Origin of the sequence: Bacteroides caecimuris (assembly GCF_001688725.2) — a bacterium.
Lineage (GTDB): Bacteria > Bacteroidota > Bacteroidia > Bacteroidales > Bacteroidaceae > Bacteroides > Bacteroides caecimuris.
In genome coordinates this window covers 186298-203631 of record NZ_CP015401.2, presented here as the reverse complement: position 1 = coordinate 203631, position 17334 = coordinate 186298, and the positions used below count along the sequence as shown (strand labels likewise).

General features: G+C 42.8%; 15 protein-coding genes and 1 pseudogene. 7 read left to right on the top strand and 9 right to left on the bottom strand.

Going from position 1 to position 17334, the window contains the following annotated elements; translation table 11 throughout:
- Positions 1-160 precede the first annotated feature (160 nt).
- From proB to A4V03_RS00695, 3 genes are all read left to right on the top strand, one after another.
- Positions 161-1243, top strand: coding sequence for a glutamate 5-kinase (gene proB, locus A4V03_RS00705; protein ID WP_065537569.1), 1083 nt, complete (start codon positions 161-163; stop codon positions 1241-1243).
- 465 nt (positions 1244-1708) lie between these two features.
- On the top strand, positions 1709-2965 hold the full coding sequence (locus tag A4V03_RS00700; protein WP_065537568.1) for a glutamate-5-semialdehyde dehydrogenase: 1257 nt from the start codon (positions 1709-1711) through the stop codon (positions 2963-2965).
- 77 nt (positions 2966-3042) lie between these two features.
- Complete coding sequence (locus tag A4V03_RS00695) at positions 3043-3999, top strand: Rossmann-fold NAD(P)-binding domain-containing protein (protein ID WP_065537567.1); 957 nt, start codon at positions 3043-3045, stop codon at positions 3997-3999.
- Positions 4000-4175: 176 nt separating this feature from the next.
- Here the strand turns inward: A4V03_RS00695 and A4V03_RS00690 are convergent, their stop codons facing one another.
- The 7 genes from A4V03_RS00690 to rpmH form a co-directional block, all read right to left on the bottom strand.
- Positions 4176-4568: a rhodanese-like domain-containing protein gene (locus A4V03_RS00690; RefSeq protein WP_065537566.1), complete on the bottom strand. Its 393-nt coding sequence runs from the start codon at positions 4566-4568 to the stop codon at positions 4176-4178.
- 14 nt (positions 4569-4582) lie between these two features.
- The gene (locus A4V03_RS00685; RefSeq protein ID WP_065537565.1) at positions 4583-5284 is read right to left on the bottom strand and encodes a NigD1/NigD2 family lipoprotein; all 702 of its coding nucleotides are present in this window, start codon (positions 5282-5284) and stop codon (positions 4583-4585) included.
- Positions 5281-6429 (bottom strand): 1-acyl-sn-glycerol-3-phosphate acyltransferase, encoded by a 1149-nt coding sequence (locus tag A4V03_RS00680; protein ID WP_065537564.1) that lies wholly within the window; start codon positions 6427-6429, stop codon positions 5281-5283. Before A4V03_RS00680 ends, A4V03_RS00685 begins: the two co-directional genes overlap by 4 nt.
- A 7-nt stretch (positions 6430-6436) precedes the next feature.
- The gene (locus tag A4V03_RS00675) at positions 6437-7411 is read right to left on the bottom strand and encodes a D-alanine--D-alanine ligase (protein ID WP_065537563.1); all 975 of its coding nucleotides are present in this window, start codon (positions 7409-7411) and stop codon (positions 6437-6439) included.
- Positions 7408-8481, bottom strand: coding sequence for an RluA family pseudouridine synthase (locus tag A4V03_RS00670; RefSeq protein WP_089280765.1), 1074 nt, complete (start codon positions 8479-8481; stop codon positions 7408-7410). The genes A4V03_RS00675 and A4V03_RS00670 overlap by 4 nt, the downstream gene beginning before the upstream one ends.
- Before the next feature lie 26 nt (positions 8482-8507).
- Positions 8508-9158, bottom strand: coding sequence for a PASTA domain-containing protein (locus A4V03_RS00665; protein ID WP_065540222.1), 651 nt, complete (start codon positions 9156-9158; stop codon positions 8508-8510).
- Between the two features lie 370 nt (positions 9159-9528).
- The gene (gene rpmH / locus A4V03_RS00660; RefSeq protein WP_005678985.1) at positions 9529-9690 is read right to left on the bottom strand and encodes a 50S ribosomal protein L34; all 162 of its coding nucleotides are present in this window, start codon (positions 9688-9690) and stop codon (positions 9529-9531) included.
- A gap of 192 nt (positions 9691-9882) precedes the next feature.
- Here rpmH and efp point away from each other — a divergent pair, with 192 nt between their 5' ends.
- Positions 9883-10449: an elongation factor P gene (gene efp / locus A4V03_RS00655; protein WP_065537562.1), complete on the top strand. Its 567-nt coding sequence runs from the start codon at positions 9883-9885 to the stop codon at positions 10447-10449.
- Between the two features lie 72 nt (positions 10450-10521).
- Here efp and A4V03_RS00650 read toward each other — a convergent pair whose 3' ends face one another.
- Complete coding sequence (locus A4V03_RS00650) at positions 10522-11922, bottom strand: alkaline phosphatase (RefSeq protein WP_065537561.1); 1401 nt, start codon at positions 11920-11922, stop codon at positions 10522-10524.
- A 169-nt stretch (positions 11923-12091) separates the two neighbouring features.
- Here A4V03_RS00650 and A4V03_RS00645 point away from each other — a divergent pair, with 169 nt between their 5' ends.
- Both A4V03_RS00645 and A4V03_RS00640 read left to right on the top strand, forming a co-directional pair.
- Positions 12092-13294 carry an IS110 family RNA-guided transposase gene (locus tag A4V03_RS00645; protein WP_065537560.1) on the top strand — a complete coding sequence of 401 codons (1203 nt, stop codon included), beginning with the start codon at positions 12092-12094 and terminating at the stop codon, positions 13292-13294.
- Between the two features lie 545 nt (positions 13295-13839).
- A complete protein-coding gene (locus A4V03_RS00640; protein WP_065537559.1) occupies positions 13840-14817 on the top strand; it encodes an IS982 family transposase in 978 nt (325 codons plus the stop codon).
- Between the two features lie 6 nt (positions 14818-14823).
- On the opposite strand, the pseudogene A4V03_RS00635 reads toward A4V03_RS00640, so the two are convergent.
- Positions 14824-15513 (bottom strand): annotated as a pseudogene (locus tag A4V03_RS00635) (DUF6377 domain-containing protein); the annotation flags it as partial.
- Between the two features lie 149 nt (positions 15514-15662).
- On the opposite strand from A4V03_RS00635, the gene susD reads away from it, so the two are divergent.
- Positions 15663-17315, top strand: coding sequence for a starch-binding outer membrane lipoprotein SusD (gene susD, locus A4V03_RS00630; protein WP_065537558.1), 1653 nt, complete (start codon positions 15663-15665; stop codon positions 17313-17315).
- Positions 17316-17334: the final 19 nt, after the last annotated feature.

The following is a 17334-nucleotide window of genomic DNA, read 5'->3' as shown; positions in this document are numbered from 1 at the left end:
ATCCATTACGATGAAAGAGCTCATCTGCCCTACTTGCAGGTTTGTATGTTTCATTGTTTATCTTTTCTCTATCTGGCTGAAAAGATAATTCTTTTTAGTCTGTTTTAGTAACATATCGACAAAAAGCTCTATATTTGCGCTTTCAAATCGTTAGTAAAGAATGAAACAGGAATTTACACGAATCGCAGTAAAAGTAGGAAGCAATGTATTGACACGCCGCGACGGAACGCTGGACGTTACCCGTATGTCGGCACTTGTTGACCAGATAGCAGAATTGCATAAATCCGGGGTGGAAATCATTCTGATTTCTTCGGGAGCTGTTGCTTCCGGGCGCAGTGAAGTGCATCCACAGAAAAAACTCGATAGTGTAGACCAACGCCAGTTGTTTTCTGCTGTAGGTCAAGCCAAACTAATCAACCGTTACTACGAACTTTTCCGCGAACATAGTATTCCTGTTGGTCAGGTGTTGACTACGAAAGAAAGTTTCGGTACCCGCCGCCATTATCTGAATCAGAAAAACTGTATGACGGTAATGCTTGAAAACAGTGTCATTCCTATTGTCAACGAAAATGATACAATTTCCGTCAGCGAGCTTATGTTCACTGATAATGACGAATTGTCCGGACTCATCGCTTCCATGATGGATGCACAGGCTCTCATTATCCTAAGCAACATTGACGGAATTTACAATGGTTCTCCTGCTGATCCGGGTTCTTCTGTTATCCGGGAGATCGATCACGGAAAGGATTTATCCAATTATATTCAGGCAACGAAGTCCAGTTTCGGACGGGGGGGGATGTTGACGAAAACAAACATTGCCCGCAAAGTAGCTGACGAAGGGATTACAGTGATTATTGCCAACGGAAAACGGGATCATATTCTAGTAGATTTGCTTCAGCATCCGAAGGAAACGCTTTGTACACGTTTTATCCCTTCAAACGCACCGGTATCCAGTGTCAAGAAATGGATTGCTCATAGCGAGGGGTTTGCCAAAGGAGAAATTCATATCAATGAATGTGCAACGGAAGTTCTAAACTCTGAAAAGGCTGTCAGTATCCTCCCCATCGGAATCACTCACATTGTAGGTGAATTTGAGAAAGATGACATTGTGCGTATCATGGACTTTCAGGGAAATCAAGTGGGCGTTGGAAAGGTGAACTGCGACTCCAAACAGGTACAAGAAGCAATCGGTAAGCATGGAAAGAAACCGGTAGTACATTATGACTATCTATACATTGAATAATCAATAATAAGGTCAACTGCAGATAGGGTTAATAATCTTTCAAGCCACCCCTCAGCAGTGATAAGAAATAAAATAGTCAACCATTATCAGGGAAGCACATATTCTCATACATTCTCACCACGATGAGAAAAAATTCTCATAGTAATGAGAAAAAATACTCATTACTATGAGAAAATTTTCTCACTGCTATGAGAATAAACCTTTGTCAGAATAGGCTAAAACAGCTTATTATTGTATCAGAAACTAAAGCTTGTCTTCGATTGTATAATGTATCGCAGATAAAGCATCTGCAACACAAATACAGGATTTTATAGAATTTGTGAACTACATCCATATCAAGCCCCCCATATATTATTGACATACCACCACAAAAGCAACATTTATTTCTGTTTTCGACTAGTTTTATTCACATCATTCACTATATTTGCATAGTTTATCTTTCTATTTAATGCAAAAAAGGAGCAAATGACTACAAATTTAAACGAAACCTTTGCTGCCGTACAGGTGGCAAGTCGGGAATTAGCCCTGCTGAATGATGACATCATCAATCAGATTTTAAATGCAGTAGCTGACGCAGCAATTGCAGAAACACCTTTCATTCTCGCAGAGAATGAAAAAGACCTCGCACGGATGGACAAAAATGATCCGAAGTACGACCGGTTGAAATTGACGGAAGAACGTTTAAAAGGCATTGCCGCAGATACACGCAACGTAGCGACGCTCCCCTCTCCTTTGGGTAAAGTGTTGAAAGAAAGTGTTCGTCCCAATGGGATGAAATTAACAAAAGTCAGTGTTCCTTTCGGAGTGATAGGAATTATTTACGAAGCCCGTCCGAATGTCAGTTTTGATGTTTTCTCCCTTTGCCTAAAGAGTGGAAATGCCTGCATATTGAAAGGAGGAAGTGATGCCGACTGTTCCAACCGGGCTATCATCAGTGTGATTCACGAAGTATTGAAGAAATTCAATATCAATCCACACATTGTAGAGCTACTTCCGGCTGACAGAGAAGCTACGGCAGCATTGCTGAATGCAGTGGGTTACGTAGATCTGATTATCCCCAGAGGCAGCAGCAGCCTGATCCATTTCGTACGCGAGAATGCAAAGATTCCCGTTATTGAAACAGGGGCAGGTATCTGTCACACTTACTTTGATGAATTTGGAGATGTAAACAAGGGGGCAGCTATTATTCACAATGCGAAGACACGCAGAGTTAGCGTATGTAATGCGCTGGACTGCACCATTATACATGAGAAGAGACTGACCGATCTCCCCATGCTTTGCGAGAAACTAAAAGACAGCCATGTCATTATTTATGCTGACGCACAGGCTTATCAAGCATTAGAAAACCGCTATCCTGCCGAACTTCTGGAACACGCCAAAGCAGAAAGTTTCGGCACAGAGTTTCTGGATTATAAAATGGCTGTCAAAACCGTAAAAAGCTTCGAAGATGCCTTAGGACATATTCAGGAAAATAGTTCCAAACATAGCGAGTGTATTGTTACCGAAAACAAGGAACGTGCAGCTTTGTTCACAAAGATTGTGGATGCTGCCTGCGTATACACCAATGTATCTACCGCTTTCACTGACGGAGCGCAATTCGGATTAGGAGCAGAAATCGGAATCAGTACGCAAAAACTACATGCGCGCGGTCCGATGGGGCTGGAAGAAATCACTTCTTACAAATGGGTCATCGAAGGAGACGGACAAACGAGAAGAAATTGAGACGATACCTTTATGTTAGAAATAAACAACGTTTTGAGCGAAACTAATTGAAAATTAAGAATTAAAAAATAAATGATATGAAGAAATTTACTTGCGTACAGGACATCGGCGATTTAAAATCAGCCCTTGCAGAAGCATTCGAAATTAAAAAAGACCGCTTCAAATATGTAGAACTAGGACGAAACAAGACTTTGATGATGATCTTCTTCAACTCTAGCCTGCGCACCCGCCTTAGCACACAGAAAGCTGCAATCAACTTGGGAATGAATGTAATAGTACTAGATATCAATCAAGGTGCATGGAAACTGGAAACCGAACGTGGCGTCATTATGGATGGCGATAAACCGGAACATATCTTAGAAGCCATTCCGGTAATGGGCTGTTATTGTGATCTCATCGGAGTACGCTCTTTCGCCCGTTTCGAAAACCGCGACTTTGACTATCAGGAAACGATTATCAATCAATTTATCCAATACTCCGGACGTCCGGTCTTTTCGATGGAAGCGGCAACACGCCACCCATTACAGAGCTTTGCCGACTTGATTACCATTGAAGAATACAAGAAAATAGCACGTCCTAAAGTGGTCATGACCTGGGCTCCGCATCCACGTCCATTGCCACAAGCTGTTCCCAATTCTTTTGCCGAATGGATGAACGCAACGGATTACGAATTTGTCATCACCCACCCCGAAGGTTATGAACTCGACCCGCAATTCGTAGGCAACGCAAAAGTAGAATACGACCAAATGAAGGCTTTCGAAGGAGCCGACTTTATATATGCCAAGAACTGGGCAGCTTATTCCGGCGACAATTACGGGCAGATATTAAGCAAAGATCGCGATTGGACAGTCAGCGACCGTCAAATGGCGGTTACCAACAACGCTTATTTCATGCATTGTCTTCCGGTTCGCAGAAATATGATTGTGACAGACGATGTGATTGAAAGTCCGCAATCGATTGTTATTCCGGAAGCTGCCAATCGTGAGATCTCGGCAACTGTCGTTCTGAGAAGACTATTGGAAGGACTGAAATAACCGAAAAAGAAAGAGGTCGAAAAGCCTCTTCCATTAACGCATAAGAACAAAAGAACATCTCTTTAAAATCCTACTTATAGATATAAAATAGAATTTGAAGATTGAGATGTTCTTTTGTTCTTATTGTATTTAAAATAAAAGCCGGCTATTACTTGCCGCCCGCTCTTTACTTTACCTTATTTCTCTATTTCTTTGCCAGCCTCCTGCCAGGAATTAAATCCTTTATCAAGTTCAAAGATCTTATATCCCTTCTCACTCAAAATTGCCGCTGCCTTCTTGCTCCGATTCCCGCTACGACAATACACAGCCACCGGTTTATCCTTCCGTAATAATGAATCAGCCATTGAAGCAAAAGAATCATCCATCACATTGATGTTGATTGTCTTCGTGATGTGCCCCTCCGAATATTCCGCAAGTGTGCGGACATCCAGACGTTGTATATCCTCATTCTGAATAAGAGAATCAAACTCCTCTACATTCATGGATTGAAAATCTCCTTTCTGCTGACAAGAGAAAAGGGAAGAGAGAAATAAAAATATCCCCACGATTAATTGATTCAATTTAAACATATATACTCTATTATTCAATTCTGCCCAGGAGTATAGTCGAACCCGGGATCACAATACTTTTCAGATACTACCGCAGATCCATCCTTATCGTACGTACAATATGTAAACTTAATATTTATCGTTCGGTCAGGATGCTCCTCATCCATATATTGCTCCAAAGGAACGGAAATGTAAGCACGCCGATTATAGTATTCTTCATCACTGTTCGCATCATGGTATAACAACATATTCACAATACCATTTGTTTTAAGTTCAGACACATCTTCCACTATGCCGAAAGTATGTCCTTTGCCTGTACTGACCTTGAGATTCAGGATCATATTCAGATAATCCCTCCCCAGCCAAATACTGACCACCTCTACCGGGGCTTGCTTTATACCGTCTTTATACACCGGATCATCTTCCGGCTTAGGCAGCGGCACAATGAGCGATTGCAAAGAATATATAGTAGCTGCACTTCCGTCCGAAAGCACTTCATAGTTACTCATTACACGTTTGTAGGTATTTGCGGCAATAACAGACCCCGTACGGTCTTCCGCCACAGGCAAAGCCTCTCCCTTATCAGGAATAAGCGTTTGTATACGACCATCATCTCCAGTCTTTACAGTCACAAATTCCAGTTTCACCGAAGGATAATAATAATCATCATCTCCACAGGCAGTCATCAGGAAAAGCAATCCCCACAACCAGATAACATGTAATTTTCCTCCTTTCATCGGCAAGCTGCTAAATAATTAACTAACGGATTGGAATACATTAATAACAACTTCTCACGCAAAAAGTCCTCATCCTTATTCGGAATCTTGATCTTTGCCAATTGTTGTTCAATATAGTTCATAAACTGTTGTTTCTCTTCTTCCGTATAATTGGATACAAATTCCGTTGTGCCATTCAGCCAATCGTACGCCACATAATTTCCCGGATATAACTGGTAGTTACAATGAATGTGTCGGTCAATACAAGCAGAGACACGGGCAAATAAATCCGGTTTCGGCAACGAACGGTCCAACTCTTTCAGATCATCATTCAGACAAGGGGCAACCTGAAAATGTACCCTGCCTTTATATCCGAAAAGACCGGTCTGCATATTAATCAAATCGTCCTGCGTCGTCTTCTTATACCCTTCGATGTCTCTCTTCAACTGAAACTCCTGCGCTTTCAGAAAATCACACGGGTCATATTCGTATGAAATAGCAAGCGGAGCAATGTTCATTTCTATCAAACGGTCTACCAAATCACCTTCACCACCTATTGCCAGCATTTTCAACACACTGTCTTGCGTACGGTCATTCGAATCTTTTGCACGCCCTTCACGCTGCGCAATCCAAATGGACTGTTTTTTCTCCGAAATGGTGTAATGCATATAACGAGACATACGTGCTGAAGATTCCAACATCTGCCGCATTGTCAATGCCCGCTGCACAATGAATGATTTATTGACACGTACCAGTTTCTTAATCCAGGGATAAATCAGCAAGTTGTCTCCAATCGCTATTTCTACCGTATCCATTCCCTGGTCAATCAACAAAATAGAGAGAAAGCCCGAATCGAGAATAATGTCTCTATGATTCGATATATACGTATAAGCTTTACTTTTATCCGGTATGGCGGTATGATCCAGTGTCAGTCCGGCGGTATGATCTGCCGCTATCTTCCACAAAATACCATAGCAAAATGCTTCTTGAAAATCAAGCTTAGTCTTACAGGTACGCATTTTCTGCGCCAGAAGTTCAAATGGAACGTTCGGTATAGCCCCGGTAGCAGCTTTCTGAAAAGCCGGGTCAGCAATCAGTTCCTCAAAGATTTGGGGAAGTTCCTCATCATTGTAAGGACGAATTTCATTAAACTCTGTCAGATCCATCACGTGATTAAAATTTGTTTTCAATAATATCGGTCATCACATCCTTTATATCCAGTCCGGCTGCACGCACTTGCTGGGGGATAAAGCTGGTAGTAGTCATTCCCGGAGTTGTGTTGACTTCGAGAAGATTCAGTTTTTCACCGGCAGTTACAATATAATCCACACGGATAATGCCGGAACAACCTAATATATCATAGATAGCCGAAGTCAACATCTGCACACGCTCGGTCAGTTCGTCCGAGATACGCGCAGGGGTGATTTCATCTACCTGTCCGTTATATTTAGCATCGTAATCAAAGAACTCATTGTGCGTCACCACTTCCGTAGGCGGGAAGATGACTGTCTTCTCTTTGGTCTTATAGCAACCGCAAGTCAATTCCGTTCCATCCATAAACGCTTCTACAAGCACTTCTTGCGCCTCTCCGAAAGCTTTAACAATGGCCGGCTGTATTTGTTCTTTTGTCTTTACTTTCGTAACTCCGAAACTCGAACCTCCCAGACTAGGCTTGATAAAACAAGGCAAACCGATCTTTTCCACTACTTCCTCGTCAGAAATCGATTGTCCCTGGCGTAGCAACAATGATTCGGCAATGCGCACTCCGAAAGCTTTCAGATATTGATTGCAGGTAAACTTGTCGTATGTAATGGCAGCTGCCAATACTCCACAACAGGAATACGGAATACGCATCATATCAAAATATCCTTGGAGGCGACCATCCTCACCGGGCGTACCGTGGATGGTGATATAAGCAAAATCGAACACAACTTTTTCTGTTCCGTTCGTAAAACTAAAGTCGTTTCTGTCTACCGGCACTTTATTTCCGTCCGGCAATTGTACTTCCCAGCGACGGCCTTCCATCTCCACGATATACAAATTATACTTTTCCTTATCGATAAAGGAATAAATACCCTGTGCGCTACGCAGGGAAACTACAATTTCAGAGGTATCTCCTCCTGCTACGATAGCGATGTTGCGTTTCATTCTAATTCTCTATTACTTATATAGCCTCTCCACTTCTCGATAAGCCGGGTCATGTCATCCGGAAGTTCGGAAGTAAAGTACATTTCCTCACCTGTGACGGGATGCACAAACCCCAACGTCATAGCATGCAAAGCCTGTCGGGGACAAGTGTCAAAGCAATTATTTACAAACTGTTTGTATTTACTAAAATGAGTTCCTTTCAGTATCTCATGCCCGCCATAACGTTCGTCATTGAACAATACATGACCGATATGCTTCATGTGGACACGAATCTGATGGGTACGCCCTGTTTCAAGTATACATTCCACAAGGGTTACGTATCCCAGTCTTTCCAATACACGGTAGTGCGTAACGGCATGCTTGCCCATCATCGGGTCAGACATCACTGCCATCTGCATCCGGTCTTTCGGATTGCGGGCGATATTACCGACAATCGTTCCTTCATCCTGTTCTACAGCGCCCCACACCAGAGCACGATATCTTCGTTTGGTAGTCTTATTAAAAAATTGGAGTCCCAGATTTGTTTTGGCATCTGGTGTCTTGGCAATCACCAGCAAGCCCGAAGTATCTTTATCGATGCGATGAACAAGTCCCACGTGCGGGTCATTGGCATCGTAATCAGGTATATCCTTCATGTGCCAAGCGAGTGCATTAACCAGCGTGCCATGATAGTTTCCGTGTCCCGGATGCACTACCAACCCTGCCGGTTTATTCACCACCATTATGTATGGATCTTCATAAACAATAGTAAGGGGAATATCTTCAGGAATAATCTCGTTTTCATAACGAGGGCGATCCATCATCACCGTTATGACATCCAGCGGTTTCACTTTGTAGCTACTTTTCACCGGCTTGCCATTGGCCATAACGAATCCGTCTTCGGCAGCCTTCTGAATACGGTTGCGCGAAGCATTGACAATACGTTCGAACAGATATTTGTCGACTCTGACCATCGCTTGTCCCTTATCTACAACCACACGGAAGTGTTCGTAAAGCTGGGATTCGTTACCGACAGGTTCTATATCATCCAAATCATTCTCCAGTTCATCCGGAAGTTCTTCCTCTATCATGCGAGTCCGTTTCTGTTATTTATCTATTAAAACCAACTATCATCTTGAGTAGATGACGATTCTGACGTAACCGGCTGGTCCGTATCTACTGGAACATCGGCCGAATCTTCTCCCGACGTATCACCGGAACCGTTTCCTACCATCAATGTTAACGAAGATCCCACAGGAATTTTCTCGCCAGCAGCCAACTGACGTCCCTGATACTTCACGCCGTATACCCAATCTTTCTCACCACTTACCAATTGAACCTGATTCAGTTTGAAACCGGCATTCAGCAATTTAGCCTGCGCCTGACGGAGCGAACTGTTGTCCGCCACATCGGGAATAGCACGCAAAGGTACATCCAATGTATTGACAGTCAGGTATATCGTACGTCCTTCTTTCACTTTCTCACCGACTCCCGGCTTCAGTTCGAGAATGATACCTGCTGCTTTATCCTTCACATATTTGGTATCAGAAATCACATATACCAAACCATGATTCCTGAACATTTTCGCTGCTTCGTCCACCGTCATCCCTTTCACATCGGGAACGGCAACAGTTTCACCATGATGAGTATGTATATCAAGCCACCTCAATACACCAAATATCATCACTACCACCACTACAATCATGGCGATAATGTTCACCCAGAAAAATTTATTTGTTTTAAAAGAAAAGAATTCTTTAATAGTCATACGCATTGCTGTTAATATGCGCCAAAGATACGACAAAATAGTTGAACTTTTAAAAAGTAAGCGATGAAAAATGTCCCCATCCGCTATGCAAGAACACTTATCATCGCCAGAATTGCTGCAACTATAATCCCCACTCCTATAGATTTCAACAACCTTATTATAATTATACGGGGTTTCAGGTCCCGAATCTGCTTATTCCATTCCGTATGTTTGTTTATGAATTTTATTCTATACCACAAAGAAAAACAAAAAATTAGAAACAAGAGCAAACACCATTGCTTTTTAACGCACTATTCTCCAGAAAATTAGGAAACAAAAAAAAGGCGAAGATTAAATTCCACGCCTTTTTTTGTTTCCTGATGATAGGTGATTACCACTTTTGTCCGTTGTACTCATCAGAAACAGTCAGTTTCTTTCTGCCTTTCGCACGACGAGCAGCTAATACTCTACGACCATTAGCCGATGCCATTCTCTCACGGAAACCATGTTTGTTCTTTCTCTTTCTGTTAGAGGGTTGAAATGTTCTTTTCATTACTGTATCTTGTTTTTATGTTATTATTCTATGTAATCGGGCTGCAAAAATAGGCATTTTTTTTAAATTAACCAAGAGATAACTCATTTTTGCTCAAAAGTTTTTGTGTTTTTTACTGATTTAGATTACTTTTGCAGTCGAATTCCTGCGAAAACAATTAAATAACAATAATAGATTAAGAAAAATAGCAGTATGATTAATGCTCAAGACATCAAAAACGGAACTTGTATCCGTATGGACGGAAAGCTCTATTTCTGTATCGAATTCCTGCATGTAAAACCAGGTAAAGGTAATACTTTCATGCGTACTAAACTGAAAGATGTAGTTAGCGGTTACGTTCTCGAACGCCGTTTCAACATCGGTGAAAAATTGGAAGATGTACGTGTAGAACGTCGTCCATACCAATTTTTGTATAAAGAAGGAGATGATTATATCTTCATGAACCAAGAAACATTCGACCAACACCCTATCGCTCACGATTTGATTAACGGTGTTGACTTCCTGCTCGAAGGTGCAGTATTGGAAGTTGTTTCTGACGCTTCTACAGAAACTGTTCTTTATGCAGACATGCCGATCAAGGTTCAAATGAAGGTAACTTATACAGAACCGGGCGTGAAAGGTGATACAGCTACCAACACACTGAAACCTGCCACTGTAGAATCAGGTGCAACCGTACGTGTTCCGTTGTTCATCAACGAAGGTGAAACAATTGAAATCGACACTCGCGATGGTTCTTACGTAGGACGTGTAAAAGCATAATTTGCAAGACATATAAAAATAGCCGGGAATTCAAGGACTCCCGGCTATTTTTATATTCATACAATTCTATTCTTATTTATATCCTGCTGCTTTCGCAATTCTTTTAGGAATCTCCGTGTTATCAATCTTTTCTCCAAACAGTTGAGAACCTGCGCCGATAGCGAATACAGGCACATAACCGGCAGAGTGTCCGCCACTTACCCAACCTACCATAGCTATTTCATCCATCACTTCTTTAGCACGTGCAGCCATCGGTTCACTCTTGGAGTACATACTCTCAGCAAATACGACTTTATTCTTCACGAATGATTTTTCAAACTCATCACGTAATTTCTTTTCCTGTTCCCATGAAATAGGGAATTGTTTCCAGAAACCCATTTCTTCGCTCAGGAATGTTTTCATATCTTCCCAAGTCACTTTATTGCCTTTTGATTTTCTCAATTCGCTAATACGTTGTGAAAGTCCGTCAGCAGAATGTTTCTGATGCTGCAATGCGCTCAGGTTCAATTCATATTTTCCTGTACCCAGCACGATACCACCTGTTTCATGGTCGGCAGTAACGACAATAAGGGTTTCTTTCGGATGTTTTTTATAAAACTCATAAGCTACCTTGATAGCATTATCCATATCCTTTACTTCGTTGAACACTGTAGCAGCATCATTCGCATGACACGCCCAGTCTATTTTGCCACCTTCTACCATCAAGAAAAACCCTTTCTTATTATCTTTAGTAAGAAAATCAATTGCACTTTCTGTAATCTGCGCTAAAGTCAAATCACCTTCTTTACGATCGATAGCATAAGGTAAACAAGATGGATTAGCACCTTCTTCCTGAATCAGGATCATCTTTTCTGCTTTTGCAGCTTTTGCCTTATAGTCATTGTAGCCACGTGCTACTGTATATCCGGCTTCTTCAAAAATAGGAAAAATACTTGGAGCTTCTTTCTTGTCAAAAGATGTAGTCGGTTTAAGAAAACCACCACCTGCATAAAAATCAAAATTTGCTTTTGGCAAATCCAAAGCTATTTCATAATATCTATTACGATCGGGTTGATGTGCATAGAATGCGGCAGGAGTAGCATGATCTACACTAACAGAAGTAGTTACACCAACTTTCTTACCAGCTTTCTTTGCCTTTTCAGCTACAGTCTGAATAGCATTCTTGTCCTCTCCCACAGAAATTGCATGATTATAAGTCTTCTTGCCTGTTGCTAATGCAGTACCTGCAGCAGCAGAGTCGGTTACTGAATTTTTAGCAGAGAAAGTAGTTGCCATAGTAGCAACTGGGAATTGAGTAAATAACAAAGGCTCGACGCCAATGCGACCACTTTGAATTTCCGCCTGATACATCTCCGTACCATTTACCTGATTGACCCCCATTCCATCCCCGATGAAATAGAATACGTACTTCGCCTGCCCGTTGGCAACAACGGAGATAAGGACAAAGAACAACGTGTAGATTAACTTTTTCATTCTCTAGTATATTTATTTTTAGATTAGGCCTACAAAATTATATAGAAAAATCGAGTTTTTCTACACCGGCCCAATAAAAACCGAGGCCAACCCTCAAACTCTGCTTCATACTTCGTTTAATTGTTACGAATGTCCTATATTTAAGGAGTGTAACTAAAAAATCTCAAATATGGACAAAGACAGAATCGTGGCCGGCCTTGATGTCCACAAAGATACAATTTATCTCTGTGTGATGGATAATACAGAGGCCGTTATTTTTGCAAAAGTTTATGGTACATTGACTCCTGATTTAGAACTTATGTGTTCCGAGATGGTTTCTCATGGGGTGACAGAGGCAGCCATGGAAAGCACTTCAACCTATTGGGTCCCTGTGTGGAATGCCTTGTGCGAGAGCATGTCTCTCAAATTGGTAAATCCTTATTTTATAAAGCAGCTTCCCGGTCGCAAGAGTGATGTGAAGGATGCCCAATGGATAGCGGAATGCTTGTTGAAGAATCTGATTCGTGGAAGTTTTGTGCCGGATAAGACAGTGCAGGACATGCGCAAGTATAACCGTCGCATCTTCGACCTGAATGAGGACCTGACGTATAACAGCAATAAACAGGACGCTGCTTTACAGCGATGCGGTTTCCGGTTAAGTAACTATGTATCCCGAGTCAATGGAAAAAGCTATCAGAAATGCGTCCGTGCAATAATAACCGGGATAACCGACCCTGAGGAGCTTGTGAAACTCATTCATGGAAAAACTCTACGGAAATACGGACGCAACATCATAAAGGATGCCGTAACGGGTGACTTTCACCAGGCAGACATCTGTTTGTTAAAGCAATACGCAGAGCTTATAGGGGTAATCGAGCGACAAATCGAAGAATGCAGGAATGCCCTCATTTCCATGTGCCAGGAACACTTCCCGAAACAATTCAAACGTCTACAGAGCATCCCCGGTGTTAAAGAACGCGCCGCTTCGGCTATAATTGCGGAGACCGGGGCTGACATGAAACCGTTTGAAAAAGCAACAAACCTTGTGGGATGGTGTGGATTGAAACCACGCAATGATATAAGCAACAATAAAGTCAAAAGCAACAGGACGACGCATGGGAACCGATTCCTGCGTCAGATATTGATTGAAATATCCTGGGTCGCATCAAGAACCCGAAACTGCTTTTTCTCAAACTTCAGCTACGTGCAATGCACCCAACGCCATAAGAACAAGATGAAGATACAAGTAGCCATCGCCCGAAAGCTATTGGTCGCGGTATGGCACATGCTGACAAAAGACGAGGATTTTATAGATGTTTACCTCAAGCGGCTTGAAAAGGAGGCGGAATGGCAAAATGATCTTCAAGCATTAGAATCGTTATTGGTCGGATAGACCTTTCCGATATACCTCTATCGACAACATAATTACCTTTGTGCTGCCACATGAGCGCGTTTACAAAATTATTGTATCCATAGAGGGATTGGACACCGGCGTAGTCCTTTTAGGCTGAAGAGGAAAGTAACAAACTTTACTAGTTCAGACGACAAAATACTTGTCGTCTTAGACGTTTTGTGGGAAAATTTACGGACTATAAGTGTAATTGATTAGATACAAGTAAGTTACATGCGAATATAAGAGCGGGAGATTTTTCTTTTTAGAGGAAAGGTAGAAAAAAAGAGAGAGATACGGTGGATTATTGAACACTAAACGTGAATATTTGCTTTATACACAGACATTACTGCCTCGTATCTTACGAAGCAATAACACATTGTTATCTTTGAATGACATTATAGGTTCATTACATTCTGCTCGAACTGATCTTTGTCTCCGACAGCTTTATTACGCATCCGACTACGATAATTATAGATAGTAGCCAACGAGTATCCCAGGAAATGGGCTATACTCGTTGGTTGAATTAAAGTTTTAAATATCTACAAATGAAAAAGTTGCACAATTCACAGATTATTAGTAAATTAGTGGTGACCAAACTACTAAGTACTATTGCACTGCTTATGCGCAACTTCATAGCAAATTTCGTCAGAATCCTCGGAATATGCAAGGATTTCGCTGGAAATCGTGTTAATGAACTCGGAAACGTCCCAAGATGTGGCGTTGTCCCCAAGTTCTCGGACCTCGAAGTAATTGCTCTCGGCATAACCGCCGAAGCCTTCGGATTCGACAGCGAGAATCTTCTTTTTCATCGATTGCATAATGAGTGTAAGGAGGATTTTCCAAACCTGATCAGTCGGAGACAGTTCAATGCCCGACGTAAGTTTACAGCACGACTTGCAGAAGAAATCCGCAAGGATGTAGCCGGAGCCATTGATGGATCCGAAGATGTGTTCTGCATTGATTCCAAACCTGTAAAGGTATGCCAGAACGCACGGGCGAAACGATGCACCATGGGACAAGACAATCCCGATGCGGCTCCTGACTGGGGATACTGCGCTTCGCAAGGCTTGCATTACTATGGATATAAGCTCCATGCAGTCTGCGGAATACGTGGTGTTATCCATTCCTTTGACATGACTGCCGCAAGCGTCCATGACCTTCATTATCTCAAGGACGTACGCTGGGAATATCATGATTGCATGATGCTTGGAGACAAAGGCTATCTCAGTGCTGAGATTCAGAAGAATCTCTTTGAGGCAGCAAATATCACTCTTGAAGTTCCATATCGGCTTAATCAGAAAAACTGGCGTCCGCCCACATGGGCATACAAGAGGTTCCGTAAACGTATCGAAACGATATTTTCTCAGCTCAACGACAATCTTATGATGATACGAAACTACGCAAAGCAATCCTGCGGTCTTTTCACCCGAATGGCAGGCAAAATCGCTGCAATGACGTTCATGCAATATGTCAATTTCGTTAATCATCGTCCGATTGGGCAGATAAAATATTCTCTAATTTAATTCAACCAACAGGTGGGCTATCTTATTACTGTCTACCACCCCCAAACGGATAAGAGCAAAGATACGAAGTTCGGTTGTCAGCAGTTCGTCGGATTTCGGATATATGCGCCCCTCTTCTACCAGCAGTTCATTAAAGGCGGTAATAAAGTTCGGAAACAGTTTCAGGAAAGACTTATCAAACTCATTATAGAATTCATTCCGCTCGTCACGGATGAACTGTTCGGATTTGATGGCTTTGAACAGGTCCTCGATACGTGACGCCATAGCTAACTTCGCCAGTGAACGACGATACGTTTCCAGCTTATCCAGATAGTTGACACATCTGTCCAGATAGCGGGCGATATATACCTCTTTAATTTTTCCCGTCTGTTCCAGTTCCTTATTTACTGTCTGCATCTGTTTGTTCGCCAAACTTAAATCATGCCGCATGGCAAACAGTTTCTTCATCCAGCGATACAAATAGAAAACGGCAATCAGGAGAAAGAAAGAGAGCATACTGACACTGATAAGCATTGTCCGGAAGACGGCACGCTCTTTTTCTTCTTTCAATTTGTACACCTTATCTATAATAGGGAAAAACTCGGTGACCTCAATAAAGCGCAGCCGAGCATTACAAGCCACAGCATCTTCCATCGAGCAATTCAGGTAGTTATAAGCACGGTCTATGTCGCCCTGCTCGTATATCCGGTACGCTAACCACAGTACAGAATCCGTTTATCATCAGCAAATACAAAGGTCTTGACCCTGAAGTGAGAAGCGGCATCGACGCCAATCCATACCCGAGAGCCATGACTTTCTTATTAGGGTTAAACCTTCAATTCTAAATTACATTAAATCAAACTATTATGAAAATAAGATATATAAAACAACTATTTTCTGCTGCACTGATTGCTTCTCTCTCCTTGGGAGTAACTTCATGCATCAACGACCTGAATATTAGTCCTATCGACCCTCAGACAGACGGAAGTTTTGACCAACAAGGCGTATTTGTGAAAGGATACGCCATGTTAGGGTTGACCGGACAAAAGGGTATCGCCGGTTCCGCCGATCTTGACGGACAGGACGAGGGCGAATCCGGTTTCTACCGTACCACTTTCAACTGCAACGAACTGCCCTCAGACGAATGTCTCTGGGCGTGGCAGGACAACCAAGACATTCCTCAATTTACAAACATCAACTGGAACTCTTCCAGCCAACGCACCGAGTGGGTGTATGTCCGCTTAGGATACAACATCACACAGTATAACTTCTTCCTGGATCAAACGGAAGGGAAAACAGACGAAGAGACTTTACGCCAACGCGCTGAAATACGCTTCCTGCGTGCCTTGCACTACTGGTACTTCCTCGATTTGTTCGGGAAAGCACCGTTCAAAGAGCACTTCAACAACGAATTACCCGTCGAAAAGAAAGGCGCCGAACTCTATGCCTATATTCAAAACGAACTGAACGATATTGAAGGCAATATGTATGAACCCCGCCAAGCACCGTTCGGCCGTGCGGACAAGGCAGCCAACTGGTTACTCCGCGCACGTCTGTACCTGAACGCAGGTGTATATACCGGACAAACCGATTATGCAAAGGCAGAAGAATATGCTGGCAAAGTAATCGACTCGGGATATGAACTGTGCGACAATTATGCCGAACTATTCATGGCAGACAATGATGAAAACCCCAATGCCATGCAGGAAATCATCCTGCCCATCCGCCAGGACGGCGTGAAAACACGCAACCACGGCGGATCCGTTTATTTGATCTGCGCCACCCGCATTGCCGGCATGCCCCGCATGGGAACCACCAACGGATGGTCTTGCATCTTCGCCCGCGCAGCAATGGTGCAGAAATTCTTCCCCGACCTTACCAAAGTGCCCGTACTGCCCGACGATGTGGAAATTCCCAACGAAGGATTGGATACGGATGCACAGATTGACGCTTTCGATGCCCAATACGGTCTCCGGACGGAAGATATCATCCAAGCAGCCGGCGACGACCGAGCCATGCTGTATTCCGGTGTAGGAGGTGGCAGACGTAAACTCCAGACAGATGCCATCACGGGATTCACCAATGGATTGTCCATCGTCAAATGGCAGAACTACCGCTCGGACGGCAAACCCGTGAATCATACCGAATATCCGGACACCGACATCCCCCTGTTCCGCTTGGCAGAAGCCTATCTGACACGTGCCGAAGCTCTCTTCCGTCAAGATAAAGACGCGACAGCGGATATCAATAAACTTCGTTCGCGCGCCAACTGCACAAGAATGGTAGAGACTGTGACTGAACAGGAACTTATTGATGAATGGTCACGCGAGTTTTACATGGAAGGCCGCCGTCGTTCCGACCTGGTTCGCTTCGATATGTTCACAACAAACAAGTACGTTTGGGACTGGAAAGGGGGAACAATGAACGGGGCGCCTGTAGCTTCACACTACAACGTTTTCCCGGTTCCGGTATCGGACTTGAACAACAATCCGAATATGTCACAAAATTCCAATTATTAATCAGTAGTCCATCATTATA